Origin of the sequence: Pseudoxanthobacter soli DSM 19599, assembly GCF_900148505.1 — a bacterium.
GTDB lineage: Bacteria > Pseudomonadota > Alphaproteobacteria > Rhizobiales > Segnochrobactraceae > Pseudoxanthobacter > Pseudoxanthobacter soli.
Genome location: NZ_FRXO01000002.1, coordinates 98,335 through 122,188, shown reverse-complemented (window position 1 = coordinate 122,188; position 23,854 = coordinate 98,335). Strand labels below are relative to the sequence as shown.

General features: G+C 69.3%; 22 protein-coding genes. 14 read left to right on the top strand and 8 right to left on the bottom strand.

Annotation, left to right across the window (positions count from 1 at the left end; all coding sequences use genetic code 11):
* Nucleotides 1–95: 95 nt before the first annotated feature.
* Nucleotides 96–1,103 carry an AAA family ATPase gene (locus BUF17_RS05030; protein ID WP_073626268.1) on the bottom strand — a complete coding sequence of 336 codons (1,008 nt, stop codon included), beginning with the start codon at nt 1,101–1,103 and terminating at the stop codon, nt 96–98.
* A 690-nt stretch (nt 1,104–1,793) separates the two neighbouring features.
* Here BUF17_RS05030 and BUF17_RS05025 point away from each other — a divergent pair.
* From BUF17_RS05025 to BUF17_RS05010, 4 genes are all read left to right on the top strand, one after another.
* Nucleotides 1,794–2,408 (top strand): DUF1285 domain-containing protein, encoded by a 615-nt coding sequence (locus BUF17_RS05025; RefSeq protein ID WP_084564055.1) that lies wholly within the window; start codon nt 1,794–1,796, stop codon nt 2,406–2,408.
* 113 nt (nt 2,409–2,521) lie between these two features.
* Entirely contained in the window at nt 2,522–3,211 is a 690-nt protein-coding gene (locus BUF17_RS05020) for a CoA pyrophosphatase (protein WP_084564222.1), read from the top strand.
* On the top strand, nt 3,211–3,468 hold the full coding sequence (locus tag BUF17_RS05015; RefSeq protein WP_073626266.1) for a DUF6111 family protein: 258 nt from the start codon (nt 3,211–3,213) through the stop codon (nt 3,466–3,468). The genes BUF17_RS05020 and BUF17_RS05015 overlap by 1 nt, the downstream gene beginning before the upstream one ends.
* Entirely contained in the window at nt 3,465–4,769 is a 1,305-nt protein-coding gene (locus BUF17_RS05010) for a CCA tRNA nucleotidyltransferase (protein WP_244530765.1), read from the top strand. Before BUF17_RS05015 ends, BUF17_RS05010 begins: the two co-directional genes overlap by 4 nt.
* A gap of 39 nt (nt 4,770–4,808) precedes the next feature.
* On the opposite strand, the gene modC is transcribed toward BUF17_RS05010, so the two are convergent.
* From modC to modA, 4 genes are all read right to left on the bottom strand, one after another.
* Nucleotides 4,809–5,894, bottom strand: a complete 1,086-nt coding sequence (gene modC, locus BUF17_RS05005; protein ID WP_073626262.1) for a molybdenum ABC transporter ATP-binding protein — start codon at nt 5,892–5,894, stop codon at nt 4,809–4,811.
* A gap of 48 nt (nt 5,895–5,942) precedes the next feature.
* Nucleotides 5,943–9,326 (bottom strand): autotransporter outer membrane beta-barrel domain-containing protein, encoded by a 3,384-nt coding sequence (locus tag BUF17_RS05000; protein ID WP_073626260.1) that lies wholly within the window; start codon nt 9,324–9,326, stop codon nt 5,943–5,945.
* 168 nt (nt 9,327–9,494) lie between these two features.
* The gene (gene modB, locus BUF17_RS04995) at nt 9,495–10,205 is read right to left on the bottom strand and encodes a molybdate ABC transporter permease subunit (protein WP_073626258.1); all 711 of its coding nucleotides are present in this window, start codon (nt 10,203–10,205) and stop codon (nt 9,495–9,497) included.
* An 88-nt stretch (nt 10,206–10,293) separates the two neighbouring features.
* On the bottom strand, nt 10,294–11,085 hold the full coding sequence (gene modA, locus BUF17_RS04990) for a molybdate ABC transporter substrate-binding protein (protein WP_084564220.1): 792 nt from the start codon (nt 11,083–11,085) through the stop codon (nt 10,294–10,296).
* Nucleotides 11,086–11,474: 389 nt separating this feature from the next.
* Here modA and BUF17_RS04985 point away from each other — a divergent pair, with 389 nt between their 5' ends.
* The 10 genes from BUF17_RS04985 (at nt 11,475) to BUF17_RS04940 (ending at nt 19,659) form a co-directional block, all read left to right on the top strand.
* Nucleotides 11,475–11,828, top strand: coding sequence for an acyl-CoA thioesterase (locus BUF17_RS04985; RefSeq protein ID WP_073627114.1), 354 nt, complete (start codon nt 11,475–11,477; stop codon nt 11,826–11,828).
* Between the two features lie 250 nt (nt 11,829–12,078).
* A complete protein-coding gene (locus BUF17_RS04980) occupies nt 12,079–12,402 on the top strand; it encodes an accessory factor UbiK family protein (RefSeq protein WP_073626257.1) in 324 nt (107 codons plus the stop codon).
* A 306-nt stretch (nt 12,403–12,708) separates the two neighbouring features.
* Nucleotides 12,709–13,212 (top strand): type III secretion system chaperone family protein, encoded by a 504-nt coding sequence (locus tag BUF17_RS04975; RefSeq protein WP_073626255.1) that lies wholly within the window; start codon nt 12,709–12,711, stop codon nt 13,210–13,212.
* Nucleotides 13,213–13,412: 200 nt separating this feature from the next.
* Nucleotides 13,413–14,252, top strand: a complete 840-nt coding sequence (proC, locus tag BUF17_RS04970) for a pyrroline-5-carboxylate reductase (RefSeq protein WP_073626253.1) — start codon at nt 13,413–13,415, stop codon at nt 14,250–14,252.
* A 168-nt stretch (nt 14,253–14,420) separates the two neighbouring features.
* A complete protein-coding gene (locus BUF17_RS04965; RefSeq protein ID WP_073626251.1) occupies nt 14,421–15,083 on the top strand; it encodes a hypothetical protein in 663 nt (220 codons plus the stop codon).
* Between the two features lie 479 nt (nt 15,084–15,562).
* Nucleotides 15,563–16,936, top strand: coding sequence for an ActS/PrrB/RegB family redox-sensitive histidine kinase (locus BUF17_RS04960; RefSeq protein ID WP_073626250.1), 1,374 nt, complete (start codon nt 15,563–15,565; stop codon nt 16,934–16,936).
* 148 nt (nt 16,937–17,084) lie between these two features.
* Nucleotides 17,085–17,636 (top strand): ActR/PrrA/RegA family redox response regulator transcription factor, encoded by a 552-nt coding sequence (locus BUF17_RS04955; RefSeq protein ID WP_073627111.1) that lies wholly within the window; start codon nt 17,085–17,087, stop codon nt 17,634–17,636.
* Between the two features lie 345 nt (nt 17,637–17,981).
* Nucleotides 17,982–18,563, top strand: a complete 582-nt coding sequence (locus tag BUF17_RS04950) for a YqaA family protein (RefSeq protein WP_073626248.1) — start codon at nt 17,982–17,984, stop codon at nt 18,561–18,563.
* A gap of 138 nt (nt 18,564–18,701) precedes the next feature.
* Nucleotides 18,702–19,202: a disulfide bond formation protein B gene (locus tag BUF17_RS04945; protein ID WP_073626246.1), complete on the top strand. Its 501-nt coding sequence runs from the start codon at nt 18,702–18,704 to the stop codon at nt 19,200–19,202.
* 43 nt (nt 19,203–19,245) lie between these two features.
* Nucleotides 19,246–19,659, top strand: a complete 414-nt coding sequence (locus tag BUF17_RS04940; protein ID WP_073626244.1) for a metallopeptidase family protein — start codon at nt 19,246–19,248, stop codon at nt 19,657–19,659.
* 177 nt (nt 19,660–19,836) lie between these two features.
* On the opposite strand, the gene ppa is transcribed toward BUF17_RS04940, so the two are convergent.
* From ppa to BUF17_RS04925, 3 genes are all read right to left on the bottom strand, one after another.
* The gene (gene ppa / locus BUF17_RS04935; protein ID WP_073626243.1) at nt 19,837–20,382 is read right to left on the bottom strand and encodes an inorganic diphosphatase; all 546 of its coding nucleotides are present in this window, start codon (nt 20,380–20,382) and stop codon (nt 19,837–19,839) included.
* Nucleotides 20,383–20,652: 270 nt separating this feature from the next.
* Entirely contained in the window at nt 20,653–21,174 is a 522-nt protein-coding gene (locus BUF17_RS04930; RefSeq protein ID WP_073626240.1) for a GNAT family N-acetyltransferase, read from the bottom strand.
* Nucleotides 21,175–21,340: 166 nt separating this feature from the next.
* On the bottom strand, nt 21,341–23,794 hold the full coding sequence (locus BUF17_RS04925; protein ID WP_175563613.1) for a mechanosensitive ion channel domain-containing protein: 2,454 nt from the start codon (nt 23,792–23,794) through the stop codon (nt 21,341–21,343).
* Nucleotides 23,795–23,854: the final 60 nt, after the last annotated feature.

Below are 23,854 nucleotides of genomic sequence, written 5' to 3'. Positions count from 1 at the left end.
GTCCGCTCCGCCTGTCCCGCCTGATGCCGCCGTGGATGCCGTGATGCTCAAAGGCCCGTTTCCGTCCGCGTGTTCGTTTCGAAGTCCTGGGGGCGTCAGCGCAGCGGCGCCACCAGCCGGTCGACCACGCCGCGCACCGTCGCGCCTTCCGCGCGGGCGGCGAAGGTCAGCGCCATGCGGTGCTGCAGCACCGGCACCGCCAGCGCCACCACGTCGTCGACGGAGGGCGCGAGCCGCCCGTCGAGCAGCGCACGGGCGCGCACCGCCAGCATCAGCGCCTGACTGGCGCGCGGGCCCGGGCCCCAGGCGATGGCGGCGGCGGCCGGCGAGGTGCTTTCGCCCGGCCGGGCCGAGCGCACCAGATCGAGGATCGCCTCCACCACAGAGGTGCCGACCGGCAGTCGTCGGACGAGGCGCTGGAAGCCGGTCAGTTCGTCGGTCGACAGCACCGCGCGGGGCTCGGCCTCGTCGTTGCCGGTGGTCTCGATCAGGATGCGCCGCTCGGCGTCGCGGTCGGGATAGTGCACGTCGATCTGCAGCAGGAAGCGGTCGAGCTGGGCTTCGGGCAGGGGATAGGTGCCCTCCTGCTCCAGCGGGTTCTGGGTGGCGAGCACGTGGAACGGCCGCGGCAGGTCGTGGCGCTGGCCGGCCACGGTGACGTGGCTCTCCTGCATCGCCTGCAACAGCGCCGACTGGGTGCGCGGGCTCGCGCGGTTGATTTCGTCGGCCATCAGCAGCTGGGCGAACACCGGCCCGCGCAGGAAGCGGAACGAGCGGCTGCCGTCGGCTGCCTGTTCCAGCACCTCGGTGCCGAGAATGTCGCTCGGCATCAGGTCCGGCGTGAACTGGATGCGGCGGGCATCGAGCCCGAGCACGGTGCCGAGAGTGGTGACGAGCTTGGTCTTGGCGAGACCGGGCACGCCGACCAGCAGGCCGTGGCCGCCGGAAATCAGCGTGACGAGCGTGCGCTCCACCACCTGCTCCTGGCCGAAGATCACCCGGCCGATCTCCGCCTTCGCGGCGGCAAGGCGCGCGACGGCGGCCTCCGCCTCGGCAACGACCTGCGCCGGATCGGCCTCGCGGGTGTCGGTGATCGCGCTCATGAAGCCTTCCTTTCGTAGCCGGTCCTGCCCGGATCGCCCTGCGGCGGACGTCGCCCGTATCGCTGCGGCCGGTCCCTGCGAACCCATATGATGCCCAAACGCGCGGCAATCCACCATTTCCGCGTGACCCGCGCCGCCCGGTGCGTCGAAAGCGGGCATTTCCCCGCCACCTGTCCTCAGCCCCGCACGCTCAGCTCCGCATGGTCATGCCCCGCCGCTCTCGCCCCTCAAGCGGGCGCGACCGACGCGGGCTGGAGGCCGGATCCCGTGCGCTCGCGCTGCAGGCGGCACCGAGAGCCTTCGTCCACGCGCCGAGTGTCTCGAGCGCCGGTCTCTCGCCCACTCGGCGTAAACTTGCATACGACCGGCCAAGGCGGGCGGAATCGTGGCGCCATCATCGCGCCGGCCGGCAATCTTCCGATTGATCTCTTCACAACCGCGCCATCGCCGAAACGGCGGCGGCTGTGTCCGTTCGTTGCCGCAGGCGCCCGCGCGCACTACCTAGAGCCTATCCCGTTCAGATCGAAGCGATCTGAACGGCAAGGATATGCTCAGACTTTTGAATCGGGAGCGATTTCTGGTCGATCTGATGATTCCATCAGATCGGAAAGCACTCTCGTCGGGATAAATTCCGCTGGAAAACAAGCAAGCATCGAGCCAGCCCGCCGGGGCCACGACGGAGGAACGGGAATGATACGGTCGGAGGGGGATGCCGCCGACACCGCGATTTCGCCCGCCTCGGCGGCGGATGGCGAGGCCGCAGGGCTCGCCGCGCTGTTGGCGCGCGCCGGTGCCGGCGCCGGGCCTCGACCGGTGGAGCGCTGGAACCCGCCCGATTGCGGCGCCATCGACATGCGCATCGCCCGCGACGGCACGTGGTTCCACGAAGGCCGGCCGATCCGCCGGCAGGCGCTCGCCGCATTGTTCGCCTCGATCCTGCGGCGCGACGAGGACGGCACCTTCTGGCTGGTGACGCCCGTCGAGAAGGTGCGCATCGTCGTCGAGGATGCGCCGCTCGCGGCGGTCGAGGTCCACGCCGAAGGCGAGGGACCCGCCGCGCGGCTGACGTTCCGCACCGGCTTCGGCGACGTGATCGAGGCCGGAGAACACCATCCGCTCCGTTTCGCCGTCGAAGCGGAGACAGGCGGGTTCAAGCCCTATATCCTCGTGCGGGGCGGGCTGGAGGCGCTGGCGACGCGCGCGGTGGCGATGGAACTCGCCGGCCGGCTCGAACCGGGGCCCGGCGGTGCCGGCCTCGGGCTCTGGGGCGGCGGAACGTTCTTCCCCCTGCCGGATGGGCTATAACGGATGGCCACCGGCGGCCCGGCGGCGCCTCCGCCGGCAGTGACAACGAATCGATCTGTGAATCGATCTGTGGAGTTCGCGCCATCATGCTGAACAAGGTCGCGGACGGTGCGATGGCTTCCAACGGCGGGGTTCACCCGGCCGCAGCCGGCGCGCCCGATGCCGCACCGCTGCCGGCGTTCTCGGCCGCGGCGCTCGCCGCCCGTGCGCCCGATCGTCTGATCGGGCTCGGCGAACCCGTGCTGGAGCGGCCGGCCGATTTCGGCGACCACGTCTTCAATCCCGCGATCTTCGGCGACGGCCGTCCGAAGCTGCGCGACGCGGCGGTGCTGGTGCCGGTGGTCGATCGCGGCGACGAGGCGACGGTCATCTTCACGCTGCGCACGCCGCACCTGAAGAGCCATGCCGGCCAGATTTCGCTGCCCGGCGGCAAGATCGATCCGGACGATGTCGGCCCGGTCGCGGCGGCGCTCCGCGAGGCGCGGGAGGAGATCGGCCTCTCCGCCGACGAGATCCGTCCCATCGGCTTCGGCGATCCCTATATCGCGGGCACCGGCTACCGCATCGTGCCCGTCGTCGGCATCGTCCGGCCCGAACACCGCATCGTGCCCAACGCCGCCGAGGTCGCCGACGTGTTCGAGGTGCCGCTGTCGTTCTTGATGCGCGAGGCGAGCTTCTCGGAAGGCCAGCGCGTGCTCAGGGGGCTGACGGTGCGCTATTACAGCCTCAGCTACGGCGAGCGGACGATCTGGGGCATCACCGCCGGCATCCTGCGGGCGCTCTACAACAGGCTCTACGGCTGATGGCCCGGCTCGTCCTCATCCAGGCCGCCCTGTTCCTGGCGCCGTTCGCGCTCTACGCGCTCTATCTCGTGTGGAGCCGGCGGTCGATGCCCGCGCCCGACAACTGGCATCCGCTCGCCGCGCTCGCGCTGGCGGGGCTGATCCTGATGGCGGGCGGCTTTGTCGCGCTCGGCTTCCTCGACCAGTCGGCCACGGTGGGCACCTACCACCCGGCGGAACTGCGCGACGGCGTGCTGATGCCCGGACACATCGAATGAACCCGGCTGGCGTGAACCCGGCTGGAATGAGCCCGGTTGCGCCGGGCGGCCCGCCGTCGCTCGGCGACGCGCCGTGGCTTGCCGATCCGGCGACCCAGCGCCTGCTCGCCACCCTCGGGGCCGATGGCGAGGAAGCCCGCATCGTCGGCGGCGCGGTCAGGAATGCGCTCATCGGCGAGCCGGTGGAGGACATCGATATCGCTACCACCGCCCTGCCGGAGGAGGTGATGCGCCGGGCCCGTGCCGCCGGCTTCAAAGCGGTACCGACCGGCGTCGAGCACGGCACCGTGACGGTCGTCGCGGGCGGCCGGCCGTTCGAGGTCACCACCCTGCGCCGCGACGTGGCGACCGACGGCCGGCGCGCTGAAGTGGCCTTCGGCCGCGACTGGGACGTCGATGCCCGGCGGCGCGACTTCACCATGAACGCGCTCTATGTCGATGCCGGCGGCACGCTGTTCGATCCCGTCGGCGGCTACGGCGACTGCCTCGCGCGCCGGGTGCGGTTCATCGGCGATCCCGACCGACGGATCGCCGAGGATTATCTGCGCATCCTGCGCTTCTTCCGCTTCTGCGCCCGCTACGGCCGGGGCGAACCCGACGGCGACGGTCTCGCCGCCGCGGTCCGCGGCCGCGCCGGCCTCCGCCGTCTCTCGGCCGAGCGCATCGCCGCGGAGATGACGAAGCTCGTCACCGCCTGCTCGGCCGCGACGGTGATGCCGGCTTTGTCGGAAACCGGTCTGCTTGGCCGGGTGCTCGGCGGCATCGGCCTGCCGGCGCGGTTCGCGCGCGTCTCCGCCCTCGTGCCCGCCCGCTCGGCGGCGCGGCGCCTGCCGCCCGCGCTGGGTTTCGTCGCCCTGGGCGTCCTCGTGGCAGAGGATGTCGACCGCCTCGCCGACCGCCTGAAGCTCGCCAATGCGCTCCGCGGCGCCATGGCCGCGCTCGTCGGTGCGCAGGTCGCCCTCGGCGCCCGCAAAGCGGGCCTCGGGCCGGTCGACTCCGCCGCAGTACGCCGCCTCGTCCACGGCTTCGGCGCGGATGCGGCGGAAGGCGCCCTCCTGCTCGCCGCTGCCGATTGCGGTTGCGACGCCGATGCCGGACACCTCGCGGCGCTGCTGGCGGTCGCACGTGGCTGGCAGGCGCCGTCCTTTCCGGTTTCCGGCGCCGATCTCGCCGCGCTCGGCATCCCGCCCGGCCGCGGCATGGGCGAGCGGCTTGCCGCGCTGAAATCCGCCTGGATCGCCTCCGACTTCACCCTCGACAAGGCGGCCCTCATCGCGCGGGTCGAGAACCCGCCCGGGTGAGATCGAAGCGATCTGAAGAACCGGAAAGCGCGCGTGCTGTCACAACCCGCTTCCGGCCGGATGCAGCGCGACGGCCTTGACGAGCGCGTGGACAGGCCGGCCGGGTTCGAGGCCGAGCGCGACCACGGAGCGCCGGGTGACGCGGGCCATGATGGTCGCCTCGCCGCAGCGCACGGCGACGTCGAACGCCCCGCCATCCGGATCGAGTCGCGAGATCACGCCGGGCAGAACGTTGAGGGCGCTGATGCCCCGGGGCGGTTCCACGGCCAGCATCACGTCGCGGGCGGGAATGTGCAGCCTGACCGGCGCGCCGATGGGCAGCGGCAGAAACGGCACCATCACGCGGCCCGCCGGGGTGGCGATCTCGCAGAGGCTTTCGGCTTCGTCGTGGGCGGCCACGGTTCCGGCGAGCACGGTTCCGGGATCGGACGGGCTCGTCGCCGCCGCGGCGCCGAGGCGGCTCAGCACCGCGTCGGTCGGCCCCGCCGCCGTCACCTTGCCGTCGGCGAGCGCCACCACGACCGAGGCGAGCCGCACCACCTCGCCGACTGCGTGGCTGACATAGAGGATCGGCACGCGGCCTTCGTCCCTTAGCCGCTCCACATAGGGCATGATCTCCTGCCGCCGCGCCTCGTCGAGCGAGGCGAACGGCTCGTCCATCAGCAGGATGCGCGGGTCCGACATCAGCGCCCGGCCGATGGCGACGCGGCTCTTCTCGCCGCCGGAGAGCGCCTCCGGCCGTCGCCCGAGCAGATGGCCGATGCCGAGCAGGTCGACCACGTCGTCGAGCCGTGTCCGCCGCGCCGCCCGCGGCGAGAACATCCGCCCGTAGGTCAGATTGCGGCGGACGTCGAGATGCGGGAACAGCCGCGCATCCTGGAACACCATGCCGATCCTGCGGCGATGGGGCGGCACGAACACGCGGGCATTCGTGTCGACCAGCACCTCGCCGTCGATGGCGATGCGGCCTTCGTCCGGCCGGATCAGTCCGGCGACAGCCTTGACGAGCGTGGTCTTGCCCGAGCCCGACCGCCCGAACAGCGCCACGAGCCGCGCGTCGGTCGAGACCGCGGCATCCAGCGTGAACGTCCCCTGGCGATGGCGCACGGCAAGTTCGATGCTCATCGCGGTGGCTTCCTCCGCGGCGGGCGATCGTCTGCGCAAGCGCCGGGTTCAGAACCGGATCGAGAGGGTTCCCTGGAAGGCATTGTCCTGCGTGTTGGAAGCGAGTTGGCCGGAATAGGAGATGCCGAAGCGGAAATTGTCGGTGATGACGGCGTCAAACCCAGCGCCGACGAGCAGGCTGTTGTCGGCGATGGGTGCGCCGGAGACGGCGAACGCCGCGCCCGTGCCGGCAAAGGCCGCGCCGATGGTGGGCGTCGTGTCGTTGTAGGCGTGCTGCCAGCCGACCATGCCGTGGAGATCGAGATACGCGCCGTTGGCGGCAACCGGCAGCCTGGTCGAGGCGCGCAGGCCGAGTTGGGAGGCGGTATCGTCGAACGTGCCCGAGCGGACCGAAAGCGCGGCTGGGCCGCCAGTCTCGGTGAAGGAATCCGTCGAGACCTTGCTGTAGGACAGGCCGGCAAACGGCTCCACGCGGGCATCGCCAATCGGCGTGCGGCCGAAATCGACGCCATAGCCGAGTTCGGCGAACGCCTGGGCGGTATTGCCCTGGTAGTCGGCGGACAGGCTGTCGGCGAAGCCGCTGAAGGCAACGGCACGGTTGGCGGAAAGGTCGTGCCAGGAATAGGCCGCGCCAGCGCGGAGCGCGAGCGATCCAGGCCCGAGCTTCGCCAGCGTTCCGCCGCCGTAGACCGCGAGATCGTAGTTGTCGCTGTCGCCGGAGGAGGAGCGTGCATTGACCTTGAAAGTGCTCTGGCTGTAGCCGGCGGAGATGCCGATCCTCCACGCCGCATCGGGCGCGTAGTCGAAACCGGCAAGGAAGCCGCCGATCGAGCGGGTGTCGCTGGCGATGCTGGCGGTGCCGCTGGTCTGGCCCCAACCGGCATAGCCCTCGCCCCAGACGGTGAACGGCACTCCCTTGATCGGTGCCGCCGCCCTGGCGGCATCGACGCCACTTGCGCCCGGTGCGTCGAACGCCTGCCGCAGCCGCCCGAGCACGCCGTTGCGCACGAAAGCGCTCTGGTCCATCAGCACGCTCTCCGCGCTGGCATAGACCTCGCCGGAGAGGGCGTCGAGCGCGGCCGGGACCGTCGTGAGGTTGAGGCTCGCCACGGGGCCGAGCATCGCGGAGGCCTCGGTCAGGCCGTCGAGACGGCTCGCCGTTGCGGCCTGGTTCGGCGTGATTGCGGCGGCGGTGAACGGCACGTCGCTGCGGACCACGTCGACCTGGAGCGCCGTGCCGGTGCTGCGGGCGATCACGGCGAGGAACGGATAGGTGGCGGTCAGGCTGCCGAAGGCCGGCGCGGAGACGGTGGCGAAATCACCGGTCACACCGCCGGCCGCGGTGATCGGGGCGAAGCTCGTGAAGCCCGGCGTGTAGCCGGCATAGGGCGTGATGACCAGCGTGCCGCCTTCGATCGCCGCCGCTCCGCCCGCGACAATCTGGTCGCTGGCGCCGTTCGCGCCGAGTTCGACGAAATAGGTCGCGTTTGGCTTGATATCGACGGCGCCGTTGACCGTGATCGTGCCGATCGAGTGGCCCGGCGACACCACCCCCGACCCGAAGACCGTGAGCGAGCCATAGGTGCCGTTGCCGACCAGCGTGCCGTTGCTCTGGACGCTGCCGGAAATGGTGCCATCGTTCGACAGCATTCCGGTGTTGACGAGGTTGCCGCCGACGGTGGCGCCAGCCGCATTCTCGAAGCTGCCGGTGTTCGAGACGCCGCCGCCGATGACGCCGGTGTTCGTCAGCGTGCCGGTGTTGACGACGTTGCCCGTGACGGAGGCGTTGTTCTGGAAGGTGCCGCCATTGACGACACTGCCGCCGACGGTCGCGCCAGCCGTATTCTCGAAGCTGCCGGTGTTGGAGACATTGCCGCCGATGACGCCGGTGTTCGTCAGCGTGCCGGTGTTGACGATGTTGCCTTTGACGGAGGCGTTGTTCCGGAAGGTGCCGCCGTTTGCCACGTTGCCGACCAGGGTCGCCGCATTGGTGACCGAGCCGCTCCCCGTCGTGGTGATCGGCGCCAGCACGGTGCCCTGCAAGAGGGCGGAACCGCCTGTCACGGACAGGCCGTTCGGCAGGTCCGCACCGCCGGCAAGCGTGAATGCGCCGCCGGCGAGGGTGAGGCCGGCCAGTCCCTCGACGATGCCGTCGAAGGTCGCCGTGCTGCTCGCCGTCATGGTGGTGTCGCCATAAACGTAGATCGGCAGGTTGGTATAGAACGGCGTGTCGAAGCTGATCTTGTCCTGGGTGACGAGGGTCGGGTTCAGGTAGCCGCCAGAGGCGTTGCCGTTGGCTTCGAGCCCCAGATAACCTCCGGCCGCATCGAACAGATAGTTGAAGCCGGCCATCGAGTGGACGCCGACATTGAACAGGTCGCCGCTGCCGGAGTCCGTCATGCCGGCCGCATACCAGGGCGTGAAGCCGCAATCGCTCTGGCACAGATAATCGTAGCCCTTGAGCGCGTATCCGGTGCCCTTGAAGGAGTAGCCGACGACACCGACGCCGCCGAGCATGTCGACGGTGACGACGTAGGTCGAGTCGTTCTTGAACTTGGCATCCAGCCCGCCCGCCGTATGCGAGATGCCGGTGTCCATCAGGATCATCGTGCCAACCGAGGTGCTCTTTTTGGTCGCCTCATCGGTGATGGTCACGACCCCCGGCGGTGTCTGCCACTGGGTTCCTTCCTGGCCGGCGATGTTTTCCTGCTTCAGCTTCAGATAGGCGTAGTCGCCGCTGGTGTTGGCCGCGGTTAGGCCGGCCTGGATGCCGGTCGGCGTGAGGATGTAGCCGGCACGCACGGTGCCCTCGTCCATCCCGGCGATGTGCAGCAGCGCGTTGTTTTCGAGCGATGGGAGATAGTCGGGACCCCAGCCGTTATCCGGCCGGCCGAAGCCGACGCCCATCATGAAATAGCAGTCCTTCCCCGTCTGCGCGTTGGTGCAGTCGATAGAACCGTTCGCGGTCTGAGCGACGAAGATCGGCAGCGTCGCCGTCGCGACATTGCCGGCGGCATCGAAACTGCCGGGGAAGGCGATGGTGGCGACCGTCCAGGTTCCCACGGCGGTGTTGCCGGAAGTGGAATAGGCAATGGTCTGCTGGGAGGTGGACTGGGTGAACCCCGGCAGCAGATATTGCGGGATGACGACGCCTTGCGATCCGGTGTCGACCTGAAGCGTGACGGGAGCCGAGTTGTTGATCGAGGCGGAGACGAACATGCCCGTCAATCCGTTGGCATAGTTAAGGGAGCCCATAACGGGGCCCGAGACGAACGGGATCGTGTAGGACTCGGTATAGCCGTCGTAGAGATTCCAGCCCGCCAGAGCCGCGGGCGCCGGGCCGGCAGCCAGCGCGAATCCGGCCAGCGTGCCGGACAGAAGGCAAGCGCGACCCCGCCTGCGCTTGCCGGCTTCGATCTTCTCGCGACGCATACGCATTTCCCCCGACGAGACACGTCACCCCAATTTCTCGGCAGCTTAGCTGTCACTGCGGGCCGGGCAAAGCGCACCACGCCATTGCGTTGCCCAATTCCGGTGGAGCCGGAGGCGGATGGTCTGTTCCTGACCGACTTCGCGCGGGATACCGTACCGATCCGCCCTCTACCCGAGACCGAGCCGTCGCCGCGCGCGACGGGCGAGGAGTTCGGACAGCATCAGCGCCGCGAACGAAACGGCGACCGAGATCAGCGTCAGCCGCAGCGCTGCCGCGTCTCCGCCCGGCACCTGGGTGAAGGAATAGATCGCGGTCGGCAGCGTCTGGGTTTCGCCGGGGATGTTGCCGACGAAGGTGACGGTCGCGCCGAACTCGCCCATGGAGCGGGCGAAGGCCAGCACCATGCCGGTGAGGATGCCGGGTGCCATCAGCGGCAGCGTCACGGTGGCGAACACCGCCGCCGGGGCGGCACCGAGGGTCGAGGCGGCTTCCTCAAGCCGCGCATCGACCGCTTCCAGCGAAAGCCGGATGGCGCGCACCATCAGCGGGAAGCCCATCACCGCGCAGGCGAGCGCGGCCCCGGTCCAGCGAAACGAGAACACCAGCCCGAAATGCTCCGCGAGGAAGGCGCCGACGGGTCCGCGCCGGCCGAACGTCACGAGCAGCAGATAGCCGGTGACGACCGGCGGCAGGATCAGCGGCATGTGGATCAGGCCGTCCACCAGCATCCGGCCGGGAAACCGCACGCGCGCGACGAGCCACGCCGCCGCGATGCCGAACGGCAGGCTGGCGGCGGTGGCCCACAGCGAGACCTTGAGGCTGAGATGGAGCGCGCTCCATTCGTCCGGTGTCAAAAAGCCGGCCGCGCCCTCTAGCATGTCCGCCCCCGGAGACCCCGGCTTTCCGGCCCGTCAACGCTCACGCCGTCCCCCCGTCTGCGTCCGATCCCGTCCGTCCGCTCGCCGCCTATTGCGTCGGCTGCTTCAGCACCACGAAGCCCTGTTCCTCGAACCGCCTGGCCGCCTCGGCCGACTGGAGATAGGCGAAGAAGCCTTCCGTCGCCTTGCCCTGTGCGTCCTTCAGGATCGCGGCAGGATAAATGATCGGCGGATGGCTGTCGGCGGGAAAGGTGGCGACGATCTTCACGCCGGGCTCGGCCGCGGCATCGGTCGCATAGACGATGCCGAGCGGCGCTTCGCCGCGGGCGACGAAGGCGAGCGTCGCGCGCACGTTCTCGCCCTGCACCAGCCGGTCCTTCACCCCGTCCCACGCACCGAGCGCCGTCAGCGAGGCCTTGCCGTACTTGCCCGCCGGCACCGCGTTCACGTCCGCCATCGCCAGCCGGCCGTCGCCGAGAAGCGCGGCGATGTCGATGCCCGTCTTCAGGTCCACCGTCCCGGTGAAGGTCTTCGGCGCCACCAGCACGATGGCGTTGCCGAGCAGATCCGCGCGCGTGCCCGCCTTGAGGAGACCCTTCTCCGCGACGGAGTCCATCCACGGCACGTCGGCGGAGATGAAGATGTCGGCCGGCGCGCCTTCGGCGATCTGCTTGGCGAGCGCGGAGGAGGCCGCGAGCGAGGTCTTCACGCTGTTGCCGGTCACTGCCTCGTAGTCCTTGCCGATGGCGTCGAGCGCGTTCTTCAGGCTCGCGGCGGCGAACACGGTCACGGTGTCGCCCGCCGCCTGCGCGGGCTGCGCGCCAAGCGGAGCGAGAAGCGCGGCCGCCACGACCATCGCCGCGCCGAAAGCATGGGCCATGCGCGCCCGGAAGGCGGGGGCAGGACCGGTGAGGGCAGGGAAGGATGGCATCGGCGGGCTCCGGACAGGGGTGTTGATCGCGGGAAAAGCCCGCGCTCGCGGACCGGCGGATGGGCACGCCCCGTCGTGGGGCGCTCGGGCGATATATCCGACAGAATATATCGCCGTCGCAGCCTGTCCACCCGCGATCTCCCGTCCGACCCCCTGAGATCCGCGCCGCGCGGCAGCCTCAAGGCCCGCGATTTGACGGCCGCCGCGGGCTCGTGCAGCTTGGAACCGGTTCAATTCCAGGCGGTGGGCGGCTCCAAGGGGTGGCGATGGCGGACGGTGGCGCGGGCGACGTGAAAACGGCGGGCGAAGCGGCGGAGCGCGACTGCCCGCCCAATGAAATGCCGGTGATTCGCACCATCGCCATGCCGGCCGATACCAACCCGGCCGGCGACATCTTCGGCGGCTGGCTGATGGCGCAGATGGACCTTGCCGCCGGCAATGTCGCGGTGCGCCGGGCGCGCGGGCGCTGCGCCACCATCGCCGTCGACGGCATGAGCTTCCTCAAGCCCGTGTTCGTCGGCGACGAGGTCAGCCTCTATGCGCGCATCGTTTCCTCCGGCCGCACCTCGATGCGCATCGCGGTTGAGGCCTGGCGCCGCCGACGGGAGGAGGAGGACGCGCAGCGCGTCACCGAGGCGACGTTCACCTTCGTCGCCATCGGCGAGGACCGCCGCCCCGTGCCGCTGCCCTGAGCGCAATCGCCAAGTCTAGGCTCCCCGTTCGCCGGCTCGAAGGTCGTCTCGGGCCGTTCCGGACCGAAATGCTGGTGCGAACTTGCCGCGCGCCGCGCCGGTCCCCATCTCTTCGCCATGTGCAGCGGCTACGATCCGGCCTGCGCGGCCTTGAGACGGTTGCGGATCGGCGTGAGCCGTGCGAGGCAGGCGTGATCACGGTGGCGCGGCGGGTTCGGCCGGGCGCCGGCCCCTTCGGAGTGGACGAGACATGACCCAGACCTCGAATCGCCTTTTCGACGAGTTCGCGAAGCTCGCCACCGATGCCGCGGCCGCCGCCCAGGGCGTGCGCCGCGAGGTCGAGACCGCGTTCCGCTCCCAGGCCGAGCGCTTCCTGTCCGACATGGATGTGGTGAGCCGCGAGGACCACGAGGCGGTCAAGGCGATGGCGGCCAAGGCCCGCGCCGAGAACGACGCCTTGAAGCTCGCGATCGCCGATCTCGAAGCCCGAGTCGCCAAGCTCGAGGGCGGTTCTGCCGCCGCCGCGCCGGCCCCCGCGGTCGAGAGCGACGAACCGACCGGCACCGCGATCTGAGCCGTCCCGATCCATCGCCCGTCCGGCGCCGTCGCCTCGTCCGGCCTTAAGGTCGCGGCGGCCGGTTGGAATGTTTCTCGCATTTGCGAGCAATAAGCCGTTATAGTCGGTCTTGACTGAGATTCGCGCTTCATCGTTGGCCATGCTGTCGCGAGGCCCGGTGAGGTGTTCATGAGATCCCTGCGGGCCGACCCCTCGGCTCCGGGGACGATCGGCCGGACCCTGCATCCGGCGGGACCGGCTGGCGGCTTCCTGGCTGCGGCGTGCCCTGCGCCGTGCGCCTCCTCGAACACGAGAGGAACGGTCATGAGCCTCATCGACATCGAAGAATTCGAACGCTCCTCAAACCCGGTCGACCACATCGAACAGGTGGCGCTGGCCAATGACTGGAGCTTCGAGCGCTCCGGGGACGACGAAATCACCGTCTCGGTCAAGGGCAACTGGTGCGACTATCACGTGTCGTTCTCCTGGCTCGACGAATTCGAGGCGCTTCACCTCGCCTGCGCCTTCGACCTTAAGGTTCCCGAGCCCCGCCGCACCGAGGTCTGCCGCCTGCTGGCGCTCGTCAACGAGCGCATGTGGATGGGCCACTTCGATCTCTGGAACCAGGAGGGCGTGGTGATGTACCGCCATTCCCTGCTGCTCGCCGGCGATGCGGTTCCGAACGAGAGCCAGATCGAGGGCATGCTGTCCCACGCGCTCGCCCACTGCGAGCAGCACTATCAGGCGTTCCAGTTCGTGGTCTGGGCCGGCAAGAACGCGAGCGAGGCGCTCGATTCCTCGCTGTTCGAAACCGTCGGCGAGGCCTGATCGCGCCCTTCGCCTTCCACACCCGGCATCCCTTCGCGGCCCTCTCCCACCGGAGGGGGCCGTTTTCGTTTGCTCCCTCTCGCCTCGCCCCGGCGATGCCGGGCGGGGTGCGCGGCCGGCGCGGTTCGTGATATCGCAGGATCGATCCTGCGCGGCGCGATGAAGGCGCCGCCGACCCGAACCTGTCCGCGAGGCCCGCCATGACGTCGTCCCCCCTTAACGCAGCCACGCCGCTCCTGCTTCTCGGGGCCGGCAAGATGGGCGGCGCCCTGCTCGCCGGTTGGCTGGAGCAGGGCCTGCCGGCGGCCGGCATCGTCGCGGTCGATCCGAACCCGTCGTCCGAGATGCGCGAATTCCTGCAGCGGCAGGGCGTGCGCCACGAAACGGAGATCCCGCTCGATTTCGCGCCGGCCGTGGCCGTCGTCGCCGTGAAGCCCCAGTCGATGGGCGCGGCGCTGCCCCGCCTCGTCGCCGCGCTGACACCGGAGACGATCGTCGTCTCGATCGCCGCCGGCACCACCATCGCCACTTTCGAGCAGGCGCTCGGCGCCCGGCCGGTGGTGCGCGCCATGCCGAACACCCCGGCGCAGGTCGGCCGCGGCGTCACCGTGCTCGTCGCCAACGACCGGGCCGACGCGGCGGCGCGCACGCTCGCCACCGCCCTGCTCGAAGCGGTCGGCATCGCCGAATGGGTCGAGGACGAGGCGCTGATCGATGCCGTCACCGCCGTTTCCGGCGGCGGTCCGGCCTATGTGTTCCTGCTGGTGGAAACGCTCGCGGCGGCTGCGGTCGAGGCCGGTCTGCCGCCGGAACTCGCCATGCGCATCGCCCGCGGCACCGTGGCCGGCTCGGGCGAACTCCTGGCGCGGGCCAGCGAGGAAGCGGCGGTGCTGCGCCGTAACGTCACCTCGCCCGGCGGCACCACCGCCGCCGCCCTCGGCGTGCTGATGGGTCCCGACGGCAACGGCGGCCTGTTTCCGCTGATGGAACAGGCCATCGCCGCCGCCACCGCCCGTTCGCGCGAACTCTCCAGGGGGTGAGCGGGAATCCCGGCCGGTTCCGGCCGGAAGCAGGACCGGCCGGCGGCAGGAGCAAGCTGCGGCGCGGTACGGCGTCGTCCCTTCACGGCGGCACGGCTTGCGCCGCTGCGGGGGATGCTTATCTCCCCTTGAGGGTGTGGGCCGGCGTGTGAAACGGAGCGGATCGTCATGGCTACGGACCAGGAAAAGCAGCAGGTCGTCGAGGCGTTGATGGCGCTCGCGGGCGAGAGGCCGTGGGATCGCATCACGCTGCCCGAAATCGCCGCCCGCGCCGGCATCGGACTTGCCGAGCTTCGCGGCCTGTTTTCCGGCCGCATCGCCATCCTCGAAGCCTTCGCCGCCTCCATCGACGCGAAGGTGATCGAAGGTGCGGACCCGCAGATGGCGGGCGAGCCCGGCCGCGACCGCCTGTTCGATGTCGTGATGCGCCGGCTCGACCTGCTGGCCCCCTACAAGGCGGGCATCGCCGGCCTTGCCCGTGCCGCGCGCGGGGATCCGGGGCTCGCCCTCCACCTCGCCCGCATCGGCCTCGTCAGCCAGCACTGGATGCTCGCCGCCGCCGGCATCGAGAACACGTCCACCCTCGGCCGCCTCAAGGCCAAGGGCCTCGGGCTCGCCTATGCCGATGTGCTGAAGGTGTGGCTCGACGAGGACGATCCCGGCCTGCCGCGCACCATGAAGGCGCTCGACCGGTCGCTGGAGCGCGGCGAGAAGGCGATCGACAAGCTGGAGCGGGCCTGCGCGCGCGTCGCGCCGTTCGTGCGGGCCTGCCGGCCCGGCAAACGGCCACAGTCCGAGCCGGACGCCGGGCCGCAGGTGGATGCCGCCTGACGGTCCCGCCGCGCCTGCCCCGCGGCGCGGGGGGCGTAACGGGCCGCTCCGTTCCTCTAACAGATTGAATTGGTTATCATTCTTCCGCGGAAAGTTATTTCGGCCGCTGAGATTGTGCGTTAGAGCATATCCCGTTCAGATCGCACCGATCTGAACGACAAGGATATGCTCAAGGGTTTGAATCTGAGCGATTTCTTGTCGGTGGGATGATTCCATCCGATCGGAAAGCGCTCTAAGAGAGCGTGCTGGGGCCCATTCCGTCGAGCCGCGCTCGATCGCCGACCCGGAAAATCGCACCGGATCGGCCACAAGAGCGCATGTCCGTCATCCAGACGGGCTGGTGAGACGAATAAGCTCCGGCGCCGCACTCCGTTCCCGCCGCTTCGCTGGCGGCTGGCGAGCCTGCGCGGCATCTTCAAGCCTCGCCGGGCTTCGCCCGGGGAGAATCGCCCCGCCGGGCCTCGCCCGGGAGAACCGAGATGTCGCTCGCCCTCGACCGATCCCCGAGCCACCACGGCCGCAGCGTCCGCCTCGACACGCTGGTGCGGGTGCGATGGCTGGCGATCGCCGGCCAGACCGCCACCATCGGCGTCGTCGGGTTCATCATGAACTTCCCGCTGCCGACCGGCTGGTGCCTGGCGCTGGTCGCGCTGTCGGCGTGGGTCAACCTGGCGCTCCGGCTGCGCTTTCCGTCGAGCCAGCGCTTCTCCGAGCGGGCGACCATGGTCCTGCTCGGCTACGACGTGCTCCAGCTCGCGGGGCTGCTTTTTCTCACCGGCGGCCTGCAGAACCCGTTCTCGTTCCTGCTGATTGCCCCGGTGATGATCTCGGCCACCGCCCTGCCGCCGCCGCGCACGCTGATGCTCGGCGCGCTGGTGGTGGTGGTCGCCACCGTGCTCGGCTGGTTGCACATGCCCTTGCCCTGGTACGAAGGCGAGCAGATCGGCATTCCCATCGCCTACACGCTCGGCATCTGGGTCGCGCTGGTCTCCACGCTCAGCTTCATGGGCATCTTCGCCTTCCGCGTGGCGGAGGAGAACCGCCAGCTCGCCGATGCGCTCGCGACGGCGGAACTGGTGCTGGCGCGGGAACAGCATCTCAACGCGCTCGACGGCCTCGCCGCCGCCGCCGCCCACCAGCTCGGCACCCCGCTCGCCACCATCGCCCTCGTCGCCAAGGAACTCGAAAGCGAGATTCAGCCCGGCGACGGCCGCGCGGAGGATATCCGCCTGCTGCGCACCCAGGCCGACCGCTGCCGCGACATCCTGCGCCAGCTCGCCTCCATGGGGGTCGATCCGGAAAGCCCGCTGGAGCGCATGGAACTGCCGCAGCTCCTCGAAGAGGTGAGCGCGCCTCATCGCGATTTCGATGTCGAGATCGTGCTCGCCAGCGCCGGCGATCCCGGGCTGGAGCCGGTGTTCGCCCGCAACCCGGCGATCCTCTACGGCCTCGGCAACATCATCGAGAACGCGGTCGATTTCGCCAGCGAGCGCGTCGAGGTCACCGCCGCCTGGAACGACGAAACGGTCTCCATCACGGTCGCCGACGACGGGCCGGGCTTCGCGGTCGAGATCATCGAGCGTCTCGGCGAGCCCTATGTCACCACGCGCCCCGGGGCACGCGAGGAGGAAACCGACGAGCCGCGGCCGGAGGTGGCCGAGCGTGGCGGTCTCGGTCTCGGTTTCTTCATCGCCAAGACCCTGCTGGAGCGGACCGGCGCCGGGCTGTCGCTCGCCAACCGCAAGCTGCCGGATCGCGGCGCGGTCGTCACCATCGTCTGGCCGAGGGCGGCCGTCGACCACGGCGGCGACCGGTCCGGCCGGAAACCGGCGGAATTGGGCCGCGCAAGATGATCCGGTGTCGCATCGGCTTTGCCATCTGGCGCGAACCCCTTATAACGGGTCCGGCTTCCGGACTACCCGGCTTGCGAGCCTCAACCGCCGGAAAGTTGCGTCCGTGATGGCCTTGTCTTCCTCGTTCGAAACAGTGTCTGTTCCGCTCATGTCCGATACGTCGCCTGTTCCCGGCCCCGATCCCACGCTCCTGATCGTCGATGACGACAAGGCGTTCGTGCAGCGCCTGGCGCGGGCGATGGAGAAGCGCGGCTTCGTGACGGACGTGGCCGAATCGATCGAGGAGGCCATCGCCAAGGTGGAGGCCGCGCCCCCGGCCTTCGCGGTGGTCGACATGCGCCTCGGCGACGGCAACGGCCTCGACGTGATCGAGTACCTGCGCGACCGGCGGCCGGACGTGCGCACCGTGGTGCTCACCGGCTACGGCAACATCGCGACGGCCGTAACCGCGGTGAAGCTCGGCGCCATCGACTATCTCGCCAAGCCCGCCGATGCCGACGAGATCGTCGCCGCGCTCACCCGCGATCCGCAGATCAAGGCGGCACCGCCCGAGAATCCCATGTCCGCCGACCGCGTGCGGTGGGAACACATCCAGCGCGTCTACGAACTGTGCGACCGCAACGTGTCGGAGACCGCCCGGCGGCTCAACATGCACCGCCGCACGCTCCAGCGCATCCTCGCCAAGCGTGCACCGCGCTGATCGCGCGCCCCGCTGAACCGCGCATCACATCGACCCGCGCTCGATCGACACCGTCCGATCGATAGCGTCTTGGGGACGGCCACCAAACCGCCATCGAGATCTGCAAATCCGGCCCGCCGGCCGGGAGAGGCGGACCGGAGCCCGCCCGCGATGGCGGTCTGCCGCCGCCCTTCCGAAAGCGCGAAGACGCCGCCGGGCGAGCGAGACCGTCCGTGCGGCGGAACATCGCTCCGGCGGAAGATCGCTCCGGATTGAATTGCCTGAGCCTGTTCTTTTCGGTCAAACCGGTTCGATTTGATCGGAACATGCTCCAACGGGGGCCGGCCGGCGGCCGGGGTGAACTGAATGCTGCGACGCCTCTATGCGTGGACCATGAGCCTTGCCGGCCATCCCCATGCGTTCCTTGCGCTCGGTCTGGTCTCGTTTTCGGAAAGCGCATTCTTCCCCATTCCGCCCGACGCCCTGCTGGTGCCGATGGTGCTCGCCAACCGCGATGCGGCCTACAAGCTCGCCGGCTGGTGCACCCTCACATCGGTCCTCGGCGGCGTCGTCGGCTACGGCATCGGCATGCTTCTGTACGATTCGGTCGGGACGTGGCTGATCTCGCTCTACGGCTACGGCAACCAGATGGACACCTTCCGCGCCGCCTATGCGGAATGGGGCGCGTGGCTGATCCTGATCAAGGGCCTGACGCCGATCCCCTACAAGCTCGTCACCATCGCCTCGGGCTTCGCGGGCTACAACTTCCTCCTGTTCGTCGTGCTCTCGATCATCACCCGTGGCGCCCGGTTCTATATCGAGGCGTGGCTGCTGCGCCGCTACGGCGAGCCGATCCGTCAGTTCATCGAGCACCGCCTCGAACTGGTCACGACCGTGTTCGCCGTGGTCCTCATCGGCGGCTTCCTCGCCGTGCGCTACCTGATCTGACGACCGGCGCCGCGGCTGCCCTGACGCCGCCTCAATGACGGGGCGTGATTTCGCCGCCCCGCCGCAAGTGCTTCCACCGATCCTTTCCGCCGAGACATTCCATCGAGATTGCTCGATCGAGCCCGGAGCCGACAGGCCATGATTTCTTCGCAACGCCGCCAGACCGCGAGTTCATTCGTGCTTCTCGTCGTCGGCGGTGCGGCCATCGCCGGCGCCTGGAGCTTCCAGCTCATCGGCGGCTACGTGCCCTGCGCGCTCTGCCTGTCCCAGCGCATTCCCTATTATGTCGGGCTGCCGATCGCGGCGGTCGCCTTGCTCGCGTCGCTGATGCGGCTGCCACGCGGCGTGTCGCGGCTCCTCCTGCTCGTCGCCGCGGCCATCTTCGCCTACGGCTTCGTGCTGGCGGTGTATCAGGCGGGCGCGGAGTGGAAGTTCTGGGAGGGACCGACCGATTGCGGCGGCGGAACGGCGGCGGTGACCTCCGCCGGTGCCCTGCTGTCGCAACTGCAGACCACCCGGGTGGTGAGCTGCACGGAAGCCGCGTTCCGCCTTCTCGGACTCTCCTTCGCGGGATGGAACGCGGTGGCCTCGGCCTTCCTGGTGGCGGTCGGACTCTACGGCGCCGGCCGCGGCAACTGAACGCTCGCGGTTTGAGAAGGGCGGGGACGATGGGAGCGCGGGCATGAGCGGCAACGACTGGCACGATCGCGCGGCACCCGCCATCGAGGATATCGAGGCCATCGCCCAGGCGGCGTTCGCCGCTTTGCCCGAGGCGTTCCGCGCGCTGACCGGCGGGCTGGTGTTCCGCGTCGCCGATTTCGCCGACGCCGAGGCGCTCGCCTCCGTCGGACTCGAATCGGAGTTCGATCTCCTCGGCCTCTTCGTCGGAATCGGCCTTCCCCAGGAGGGCGCGGTGCCGTTCACCGGCCGGATGCCGAATCAGATCTGGCTGTTCCGGCGGCCGATCCTCGATTTCTGGGCCGAGGGCGACGATACCCTCGGCGCCGTCGTCACCCACGTTCTCGTGCACGAGATCGGCCATCATTTCGGCCTGTCGGACGAGGACATGGAGCGCATCGAGGACGAGGCGGACTAGATCGCTTTCCGTCGGACGGCGTCATCCGATCGGCAAGGACAGGCTCCACGGCCATCCGCGCGGTCTTCAACAACGCATCGGCGCGCATAGGCGCTCCCGGAACGCGAAACGGGCGCCCGTCCGGTGTGCACGAAACGCCGGCCCGAGCGGGCCGGCCCCGTGGTCTCACTTATGGCATCACTTGCCGAGCAGGGCCTCCGCGGCGGCGCGCTCTTTGGCCTCCACGATCATCTTCTCGGCGACTTCGACGCCGTCCCACCGCACGATCTTCACCCACTTGCCGGGTTCCAGATCCTTGTAGTGCTCGAAGAAGTGCTCGATCTGCTTAACGGTGATTTCCGGCAGGTCGAGATAGGACTCCACGCGGTCGTAGCGCTTGGTGAGCTTGCTGCTCGGCACCGCGATGATCTTCTCGTCCTGGCCCTTCTCGTCGCTCATCACCAGCACGCCGATGGGGCGGCAGTTGATCACGGCGCCCGGCACGATCGGGCGGCTGTTGGCGACGATGACGTCGATCGGATCGCCGTCGTCGGACAGCGTATGGGGCACGAAGCCGTAATTCCCCGGGTAACGCATCGGCGTATAGAGGAAGCGGTCGACGAACAGCGCGCCCGAATCCTTGTCGAGCTCGTACTTGATCGGCTCGCCGCCGATCGGAACTTCGATGATGACGTTGATGTCCTTCGGGGGATTGTTGCCGATCGGCACGGCGTCGATGTTCATCGTCTGGTCCTTGGGTGCGTCTTGAGAGTGGTGTCTCGGGACGGAGGGGCCCGGGTCCCTGCGCCGCTGTGGTGTCCTGCCGGTCCGGAGAGGCGCCGGGCCGGAGGCCGCCCGCGACGCGAGGCCCGCACTCGGGCCTTGCTCTAGCGCATTATCGGGATGGATGGAATTGTCCGGAAGCCGCAGAAGCGATGGTCCGGGCCGCAGCCCTCGTCCGAGCCGGGCGGCGAACGACAGCGGCCGGGCAGCGGCGTCCGCCCGCGGAAACCCTCAGGCGCGGGGCGCGGGCGTCCACCCGTAGGCGACCTTCTGCAGGAGCACGTCGCCGATGCGGTCGACCGAGCGTCCGACCGATCGCCCGCCCCGGCGTTCGTAGAACGCGCAGGCGACGTCGTTGTCCGCCAGCGCCCAGACCACGAGGCTGCGGCGCCCCTGGCTCGTCAGTGCGTCCTTGGCGGCCTCGAACAGCTTGCTGCCGAAACCGAGGCCCTGATATTCCGGCTGGAGATAGAGTTCGTAGATCTCGCCCCGATAGGGCAGGGTGCGCGCCCGGCTCTGGCCGAAAGTGACGTAGCCGGCGGTGTTGCCTTCGTGGCCCAGCACCAGGATGGAAACGCGCTGGCGAATGGCCCTGTCCCACCAGGCCGGGCCGCGCCGTGCGATCATGCGTTCGAGTTCGGCCCCCGGCAGGATGCCGCGATATGCTTGGCGCCACGCCTCGTCGTGCACGTCGGCAATCGCCGCCGCATCGCCTCGGACCGCCCGTCTGATGTCGATCGCGCCCGTTTTCATGTAACAAGATTATGGCGATCGGAGCCTTTCGGTAAAGAGGGTTTTGATGCGCCGCAATGCCGGATTTGTCACGGCTGCGGCACTGTTGCTGCGATGCAGCATGACCGGGCCGCGGCCGGCGGCGTCACCCGCCGTCCGTGTGCTTCACGGCTTCCGCCCGGTGCGATCACGGCGCCTGGGTATGGGGCGGCGGCTCATCGAGGCCTGATTCGTCTGGCAGCTCGACTTCCGGCGACCGTCCTTCCGGTCGGCCGGACACCATCATCGCGTCCCGCGGCAGCGCGAGGTGAATCGGCTTCGGCGAACCGTCCGGCGCGGTCGCGACCTGGATGATCGAGGTCGCCGATTGCGGCGTCTCGATGTTTTCCGCCTCGAGCCCGATCTTGAGCCGGCGGTTGAACTCGCGGCTGACCGTCCACTGCCGTCCGGCGCGGGTCTTGAAGCGAGCCTGGATGACGTAGCCCCTGTCGGTGAAGGAATCGAGGCCGAAGATCTCGAAGCTGCCGACGATAAAGGGCGAGAATTTCGGGTCGGCGGCGAGTTCGTTGCCGATCCGGGCGATGGTTTCGATCACCCGGTCGACGTTCTCCTTGTACGCGATCTGGATATTGAACATCGAGAACGTGAAGCCGCGCGTCATGTTCTTGATGCGGTCGACGCTGGAGAACGGGATGATGTGCAGCGTGCCGGATCCGTCCCGCAGACGCAGGGTGCGCACCGACATCGCTTCCACCACGCCGGAATTGCCGCCGAGATCAACGACGTCGCCCACCTGGATATGATCCTCGGTCAGGATGAAGAGACCGGTGATGACGTCTTTCACCAGCGTCTGGGCGCCGAAGCCGATGGCGAGGCCGATGACGCCGGCACCGGCGAGCAGCGGTGCGATGTCGATGCCGAGTTCCGACAGCACGATCAGCGTCACCAGCACGAACAGCGTGATGAGCAGCATGTTGCGGACGAACTGCAGCAGCGTCCGTGCCCTTGAACTCAGCGCCCGCTCGTCGCCATCCGCGACGTTGAGGCGCGATTCGATCAGGTTGTTGACGAATTCCCAGATCACGAGGGCGCCGATCAGGACCGTCGCGATCGAGGCGATCGCCTGGGAGAGCACCCGGCCGCCCGTCGACATCAGGAATCGGATGACGCCGAACTGCCAGCTTTCGAGGACGATCAGCAGCCCGGCCACGACGAACACCACGCTTGCGAGGCGGGCGATCAGGTGGCGAAGCCGACGGCCGCGCTCGGTGCCGAAGAATGTTCCGTCCGCGCCCGGGCGCCGCGCCCAGCGGTTGGCGAGCGCGCTGAGGAACGGCACCAGCACCACGACGATGGCGGTGACGAGCGCGCCCTGGAGCAGATATTCGAATCCGCCCGCGATCTGGAGTGCCATCACCCCGCTCAGCAGCACGATGTAGATGATGGCGACGACGTACCAGGCCTCGGCGAGGGCGCGGGTGAGGGGCGTGTACCAGCGGCCCGGCGTGATGTGGCGGTGCAGGAACGCGCCGAAATGCGACCGCCAGTGCAGCACGAAGGTGATGGCCGCCACCATGATGACGACACCGAGCACGAACAGCAGCGCCCAGCGGGTTTGCGGCGGCAGGCCGAACAGATAGAGCGAATTGAGGACGAAATAGCCCCACACCGAAAGCTGCACGATGCGCAGCACCGACAGGAAAAGGCTGCGCGCGGTCGCGTCGTCGAGCGGTACCATCCGGAGCGCCGGGCGCCGCGGCGACAGCACGGCCCGGAGCAGGATCGCCACCAGCCCGGTCACCACCGAAGCGTTGATCAGCGTCAGCGTCAGCGCCCGCACGGCGCGGTCCGGCCGCAGCACCTCCGCGGTGGCGCTGCCGGCGATGGCGAAGGCTGCGATCGGCAGCAGGTCGAGCGCCATGCGGGCGAGCCGGAGCGCGATCCGGGCGCCGATCTGCGAGCGTGTGGCGTGGTCCTCGATCGCCTCGCGCAGCCGGGCGAGGAGACGCGCCACGAGATAGGACGCGAGGATCGCAGCCGCGAGGGCGGCGGCGGCGATGAAGGCGCCGTGCATCAGGTCGGCGCGGCTCTCGGGATCGGAAAGCGACGTCCCCGCCCAGTGCCAGAGGCTGGGAAGCGCGCGCACCGCGAACTCGAGCCGGCCGTAGATCGCGCCGACATTGTCGGAGATCTGGTCGGCATATTGCAGCACGGCGCTGCTGACCATGTCGGTTGTGGTCGGCGCCGCAGCGGCGCCATTGCTCGGAAGCGCGGCGCGCAGGGTTTCGAGCTGCTTCAGGAGCGCCGCGCGGGACGTGTCGTCCTTGAGCGCCTTGATGACCGCGTCGAGGTCGGCGGAAAGGGGGGCGCCTTCATGACCGCCGGGCGAGGCCTGTGCGGCGGCCGGCGTGCCTGACGGCGCCGGCGCTGCCGCCGGTGCCGGTGCCGGTGCCGGCGCGGCCGCCGCCGGCTGTGTCGACGAAGCAGCCGGAGCCGAGGCCGCCGGAGCCGATGCCGCCGGTGCGGGCGCGGCAGGGGTCGCCGGCGCTTGGGCCAGTACGATGCCGGGTATCAGCACGAGCGCGGCGAGGAAGACGGCGACGATCGCGGACGGGCGGACGGAGCGGGGGGATCGGGTCATGCTGGAAAGGCTGTCCTTGGCATGCTGCGGCGGCATGATTCGGGGCACGCGGGTCTGACG

Bases quoted from the DNA above. Each gene is read 5' to 3' on its own strand.
- BUF17_RS04965 (WP_073626251.1), top strand. From the start codon at position 14,421: ATGGCTACGGACCAGGAAAAGCAGCAGGTCGTCGAGGCGTTGATGGCG.
- BUF17_RS04930 (WP_073626240.1), bottom strand. From the start codon at position 21,174: ATGAAAACGGGCGCGATCGACATCAGACGGGCGGTCCGAGGCGATGCG.
- BUF17_RS04980 (WP_073626257.1), top strand. From the start codon at position 12,079: ATGACCCAGACCTCGAATCGCCTTTTCGACGAGTTCGCGAAGCTCGCC.
- BUF17_RS04955 (WP_073627111.1), top strand. From the start codon at position 17,085: ATGTCCGATACGTCGCCTGTTCCCGGCCCCGATCCCACGCTCCTGATC.
- modB (WP_073626258.1), bottom strand. From the start codon at position 10,205: ATGCTAGAGGGCGCGGCCGGCTTTTTGACACCGGACGAATGGAGCGCG.
- BUF17_RS04985 (WP_073627114.1), top strand. From the start codon at position 11,475: ATGCCGGTGATTCGCACCATCGCCATGCCGGCCGATACCAACCCGGCC.
- proC (WP_073626253.1), top strand. From the start codon at position 13,413: ATGACGTCGTCCCCCCTTAACGCAGCCACGCCGCTCCTGCTTCTCGGG.
- BUF17_RS04975 (WP_073626255.1), top strand. From the start codon at position 12,709: ATGAGCCTCATCGACATCGAAGAATTCGAACGCTCCTCAAACCCGGTC.
- BUF17_RS05025 (WP_084564055.1), top strand. From the start codon at position 1,794: ATGATACGGTCGGAGGGGGATGCCGCCGACACCGCGATTTCGCCCGCC.
- BUF17_RS05015 (WP_073626266.1), top strand. From the start codon at position 3,211: ATGGCCCGGCTCGTCCTCATCCAGGCCGCCCTGTTCCTGGCGCCGTTC.
- BUF17_RS04950 (WP_073626248.1), top strand. From the start codon at position 17,982: ATGCTGCGACGCCTCTATGCGTGGACCATGAGCCTTGCCGGCCATCCC.
- BUF17_RS04940 (WP_073626244.1), top strand. From the start codon at position 19,246: ATGAGCGGCAACGACTGGCACGATCGCGCGGCACCCGCCATCGAGGAT.
- BUF17_RS04945 (WP_073626246.1), top strand. From the start codon at position 18,702: ATGATTTCTTCGCAACGCCGCCAGACCGCGAGTTCATTCGTGCTTCTC.
- BUF17_RS05030 (WP_073626268.1), bottom strand. From the start codon at position 1,103: ATGAGCGCGATCACCGACACCCGCGAGGCCGATCCGGCGCAGGTCGTT.
- BUF17_RS04925 (WP_175563613.1), bottom strand. From the start codon at position 23,794: ATGACCCGATCCCCCCGCTCCGTCCGCCCGTCCGCGATCGTCGCCGTC.
- ppa (WP_073626243.1), bottom strand. From the start codon at position 20,382: ATGAACATCGACGCCGTGCCGATCGGCAACAATCCCCCGAAGGACATC.
- modA (WP_084564220.1), bottom strand. From the start codon at position 11,085: ATGGCCCATGCTTTCGGCGCGGCGATGGTCGTGGCGGCCGCGCTTCTC.
- BUF17_RS05000 (WP_073626260.1), bottom strand. From the start codon at position 9,326: ATGCGTCGCGAGAAGATCGAAGCCGGCAAGCGCAGGCGGGGTCGCGCT.
- BUF17_RS05020 (WP_084564222.1), top strand. From the start codon at position 2,522: ATGGCTTCCAACGGCGGGGTTCACCCGGCCGCAGCCGGCGCGCCCGAT.
- modC (WP_073626262.1), bottom strand. From the start codon at position 5,894: ATGAGCATCGAACTTGCCGTGCGCCATCGCCAGGGGACGTTCACGCTG.
- BUF17_RS05010 (WP_244530765.1), top strand. From the start codon at position 3,465: ATGAACCCGGCTGGCGTGAACCCGGCTGGAATGAGCCCGGTTGCGCCG.
- BUF17_RS04960 (WP_073626250.1), top strand. From the start codon at position 15,563: ATGTCGCTCGCCCTCGACCGATCCCCGAGCCACCACGGCCGCAGCGTC.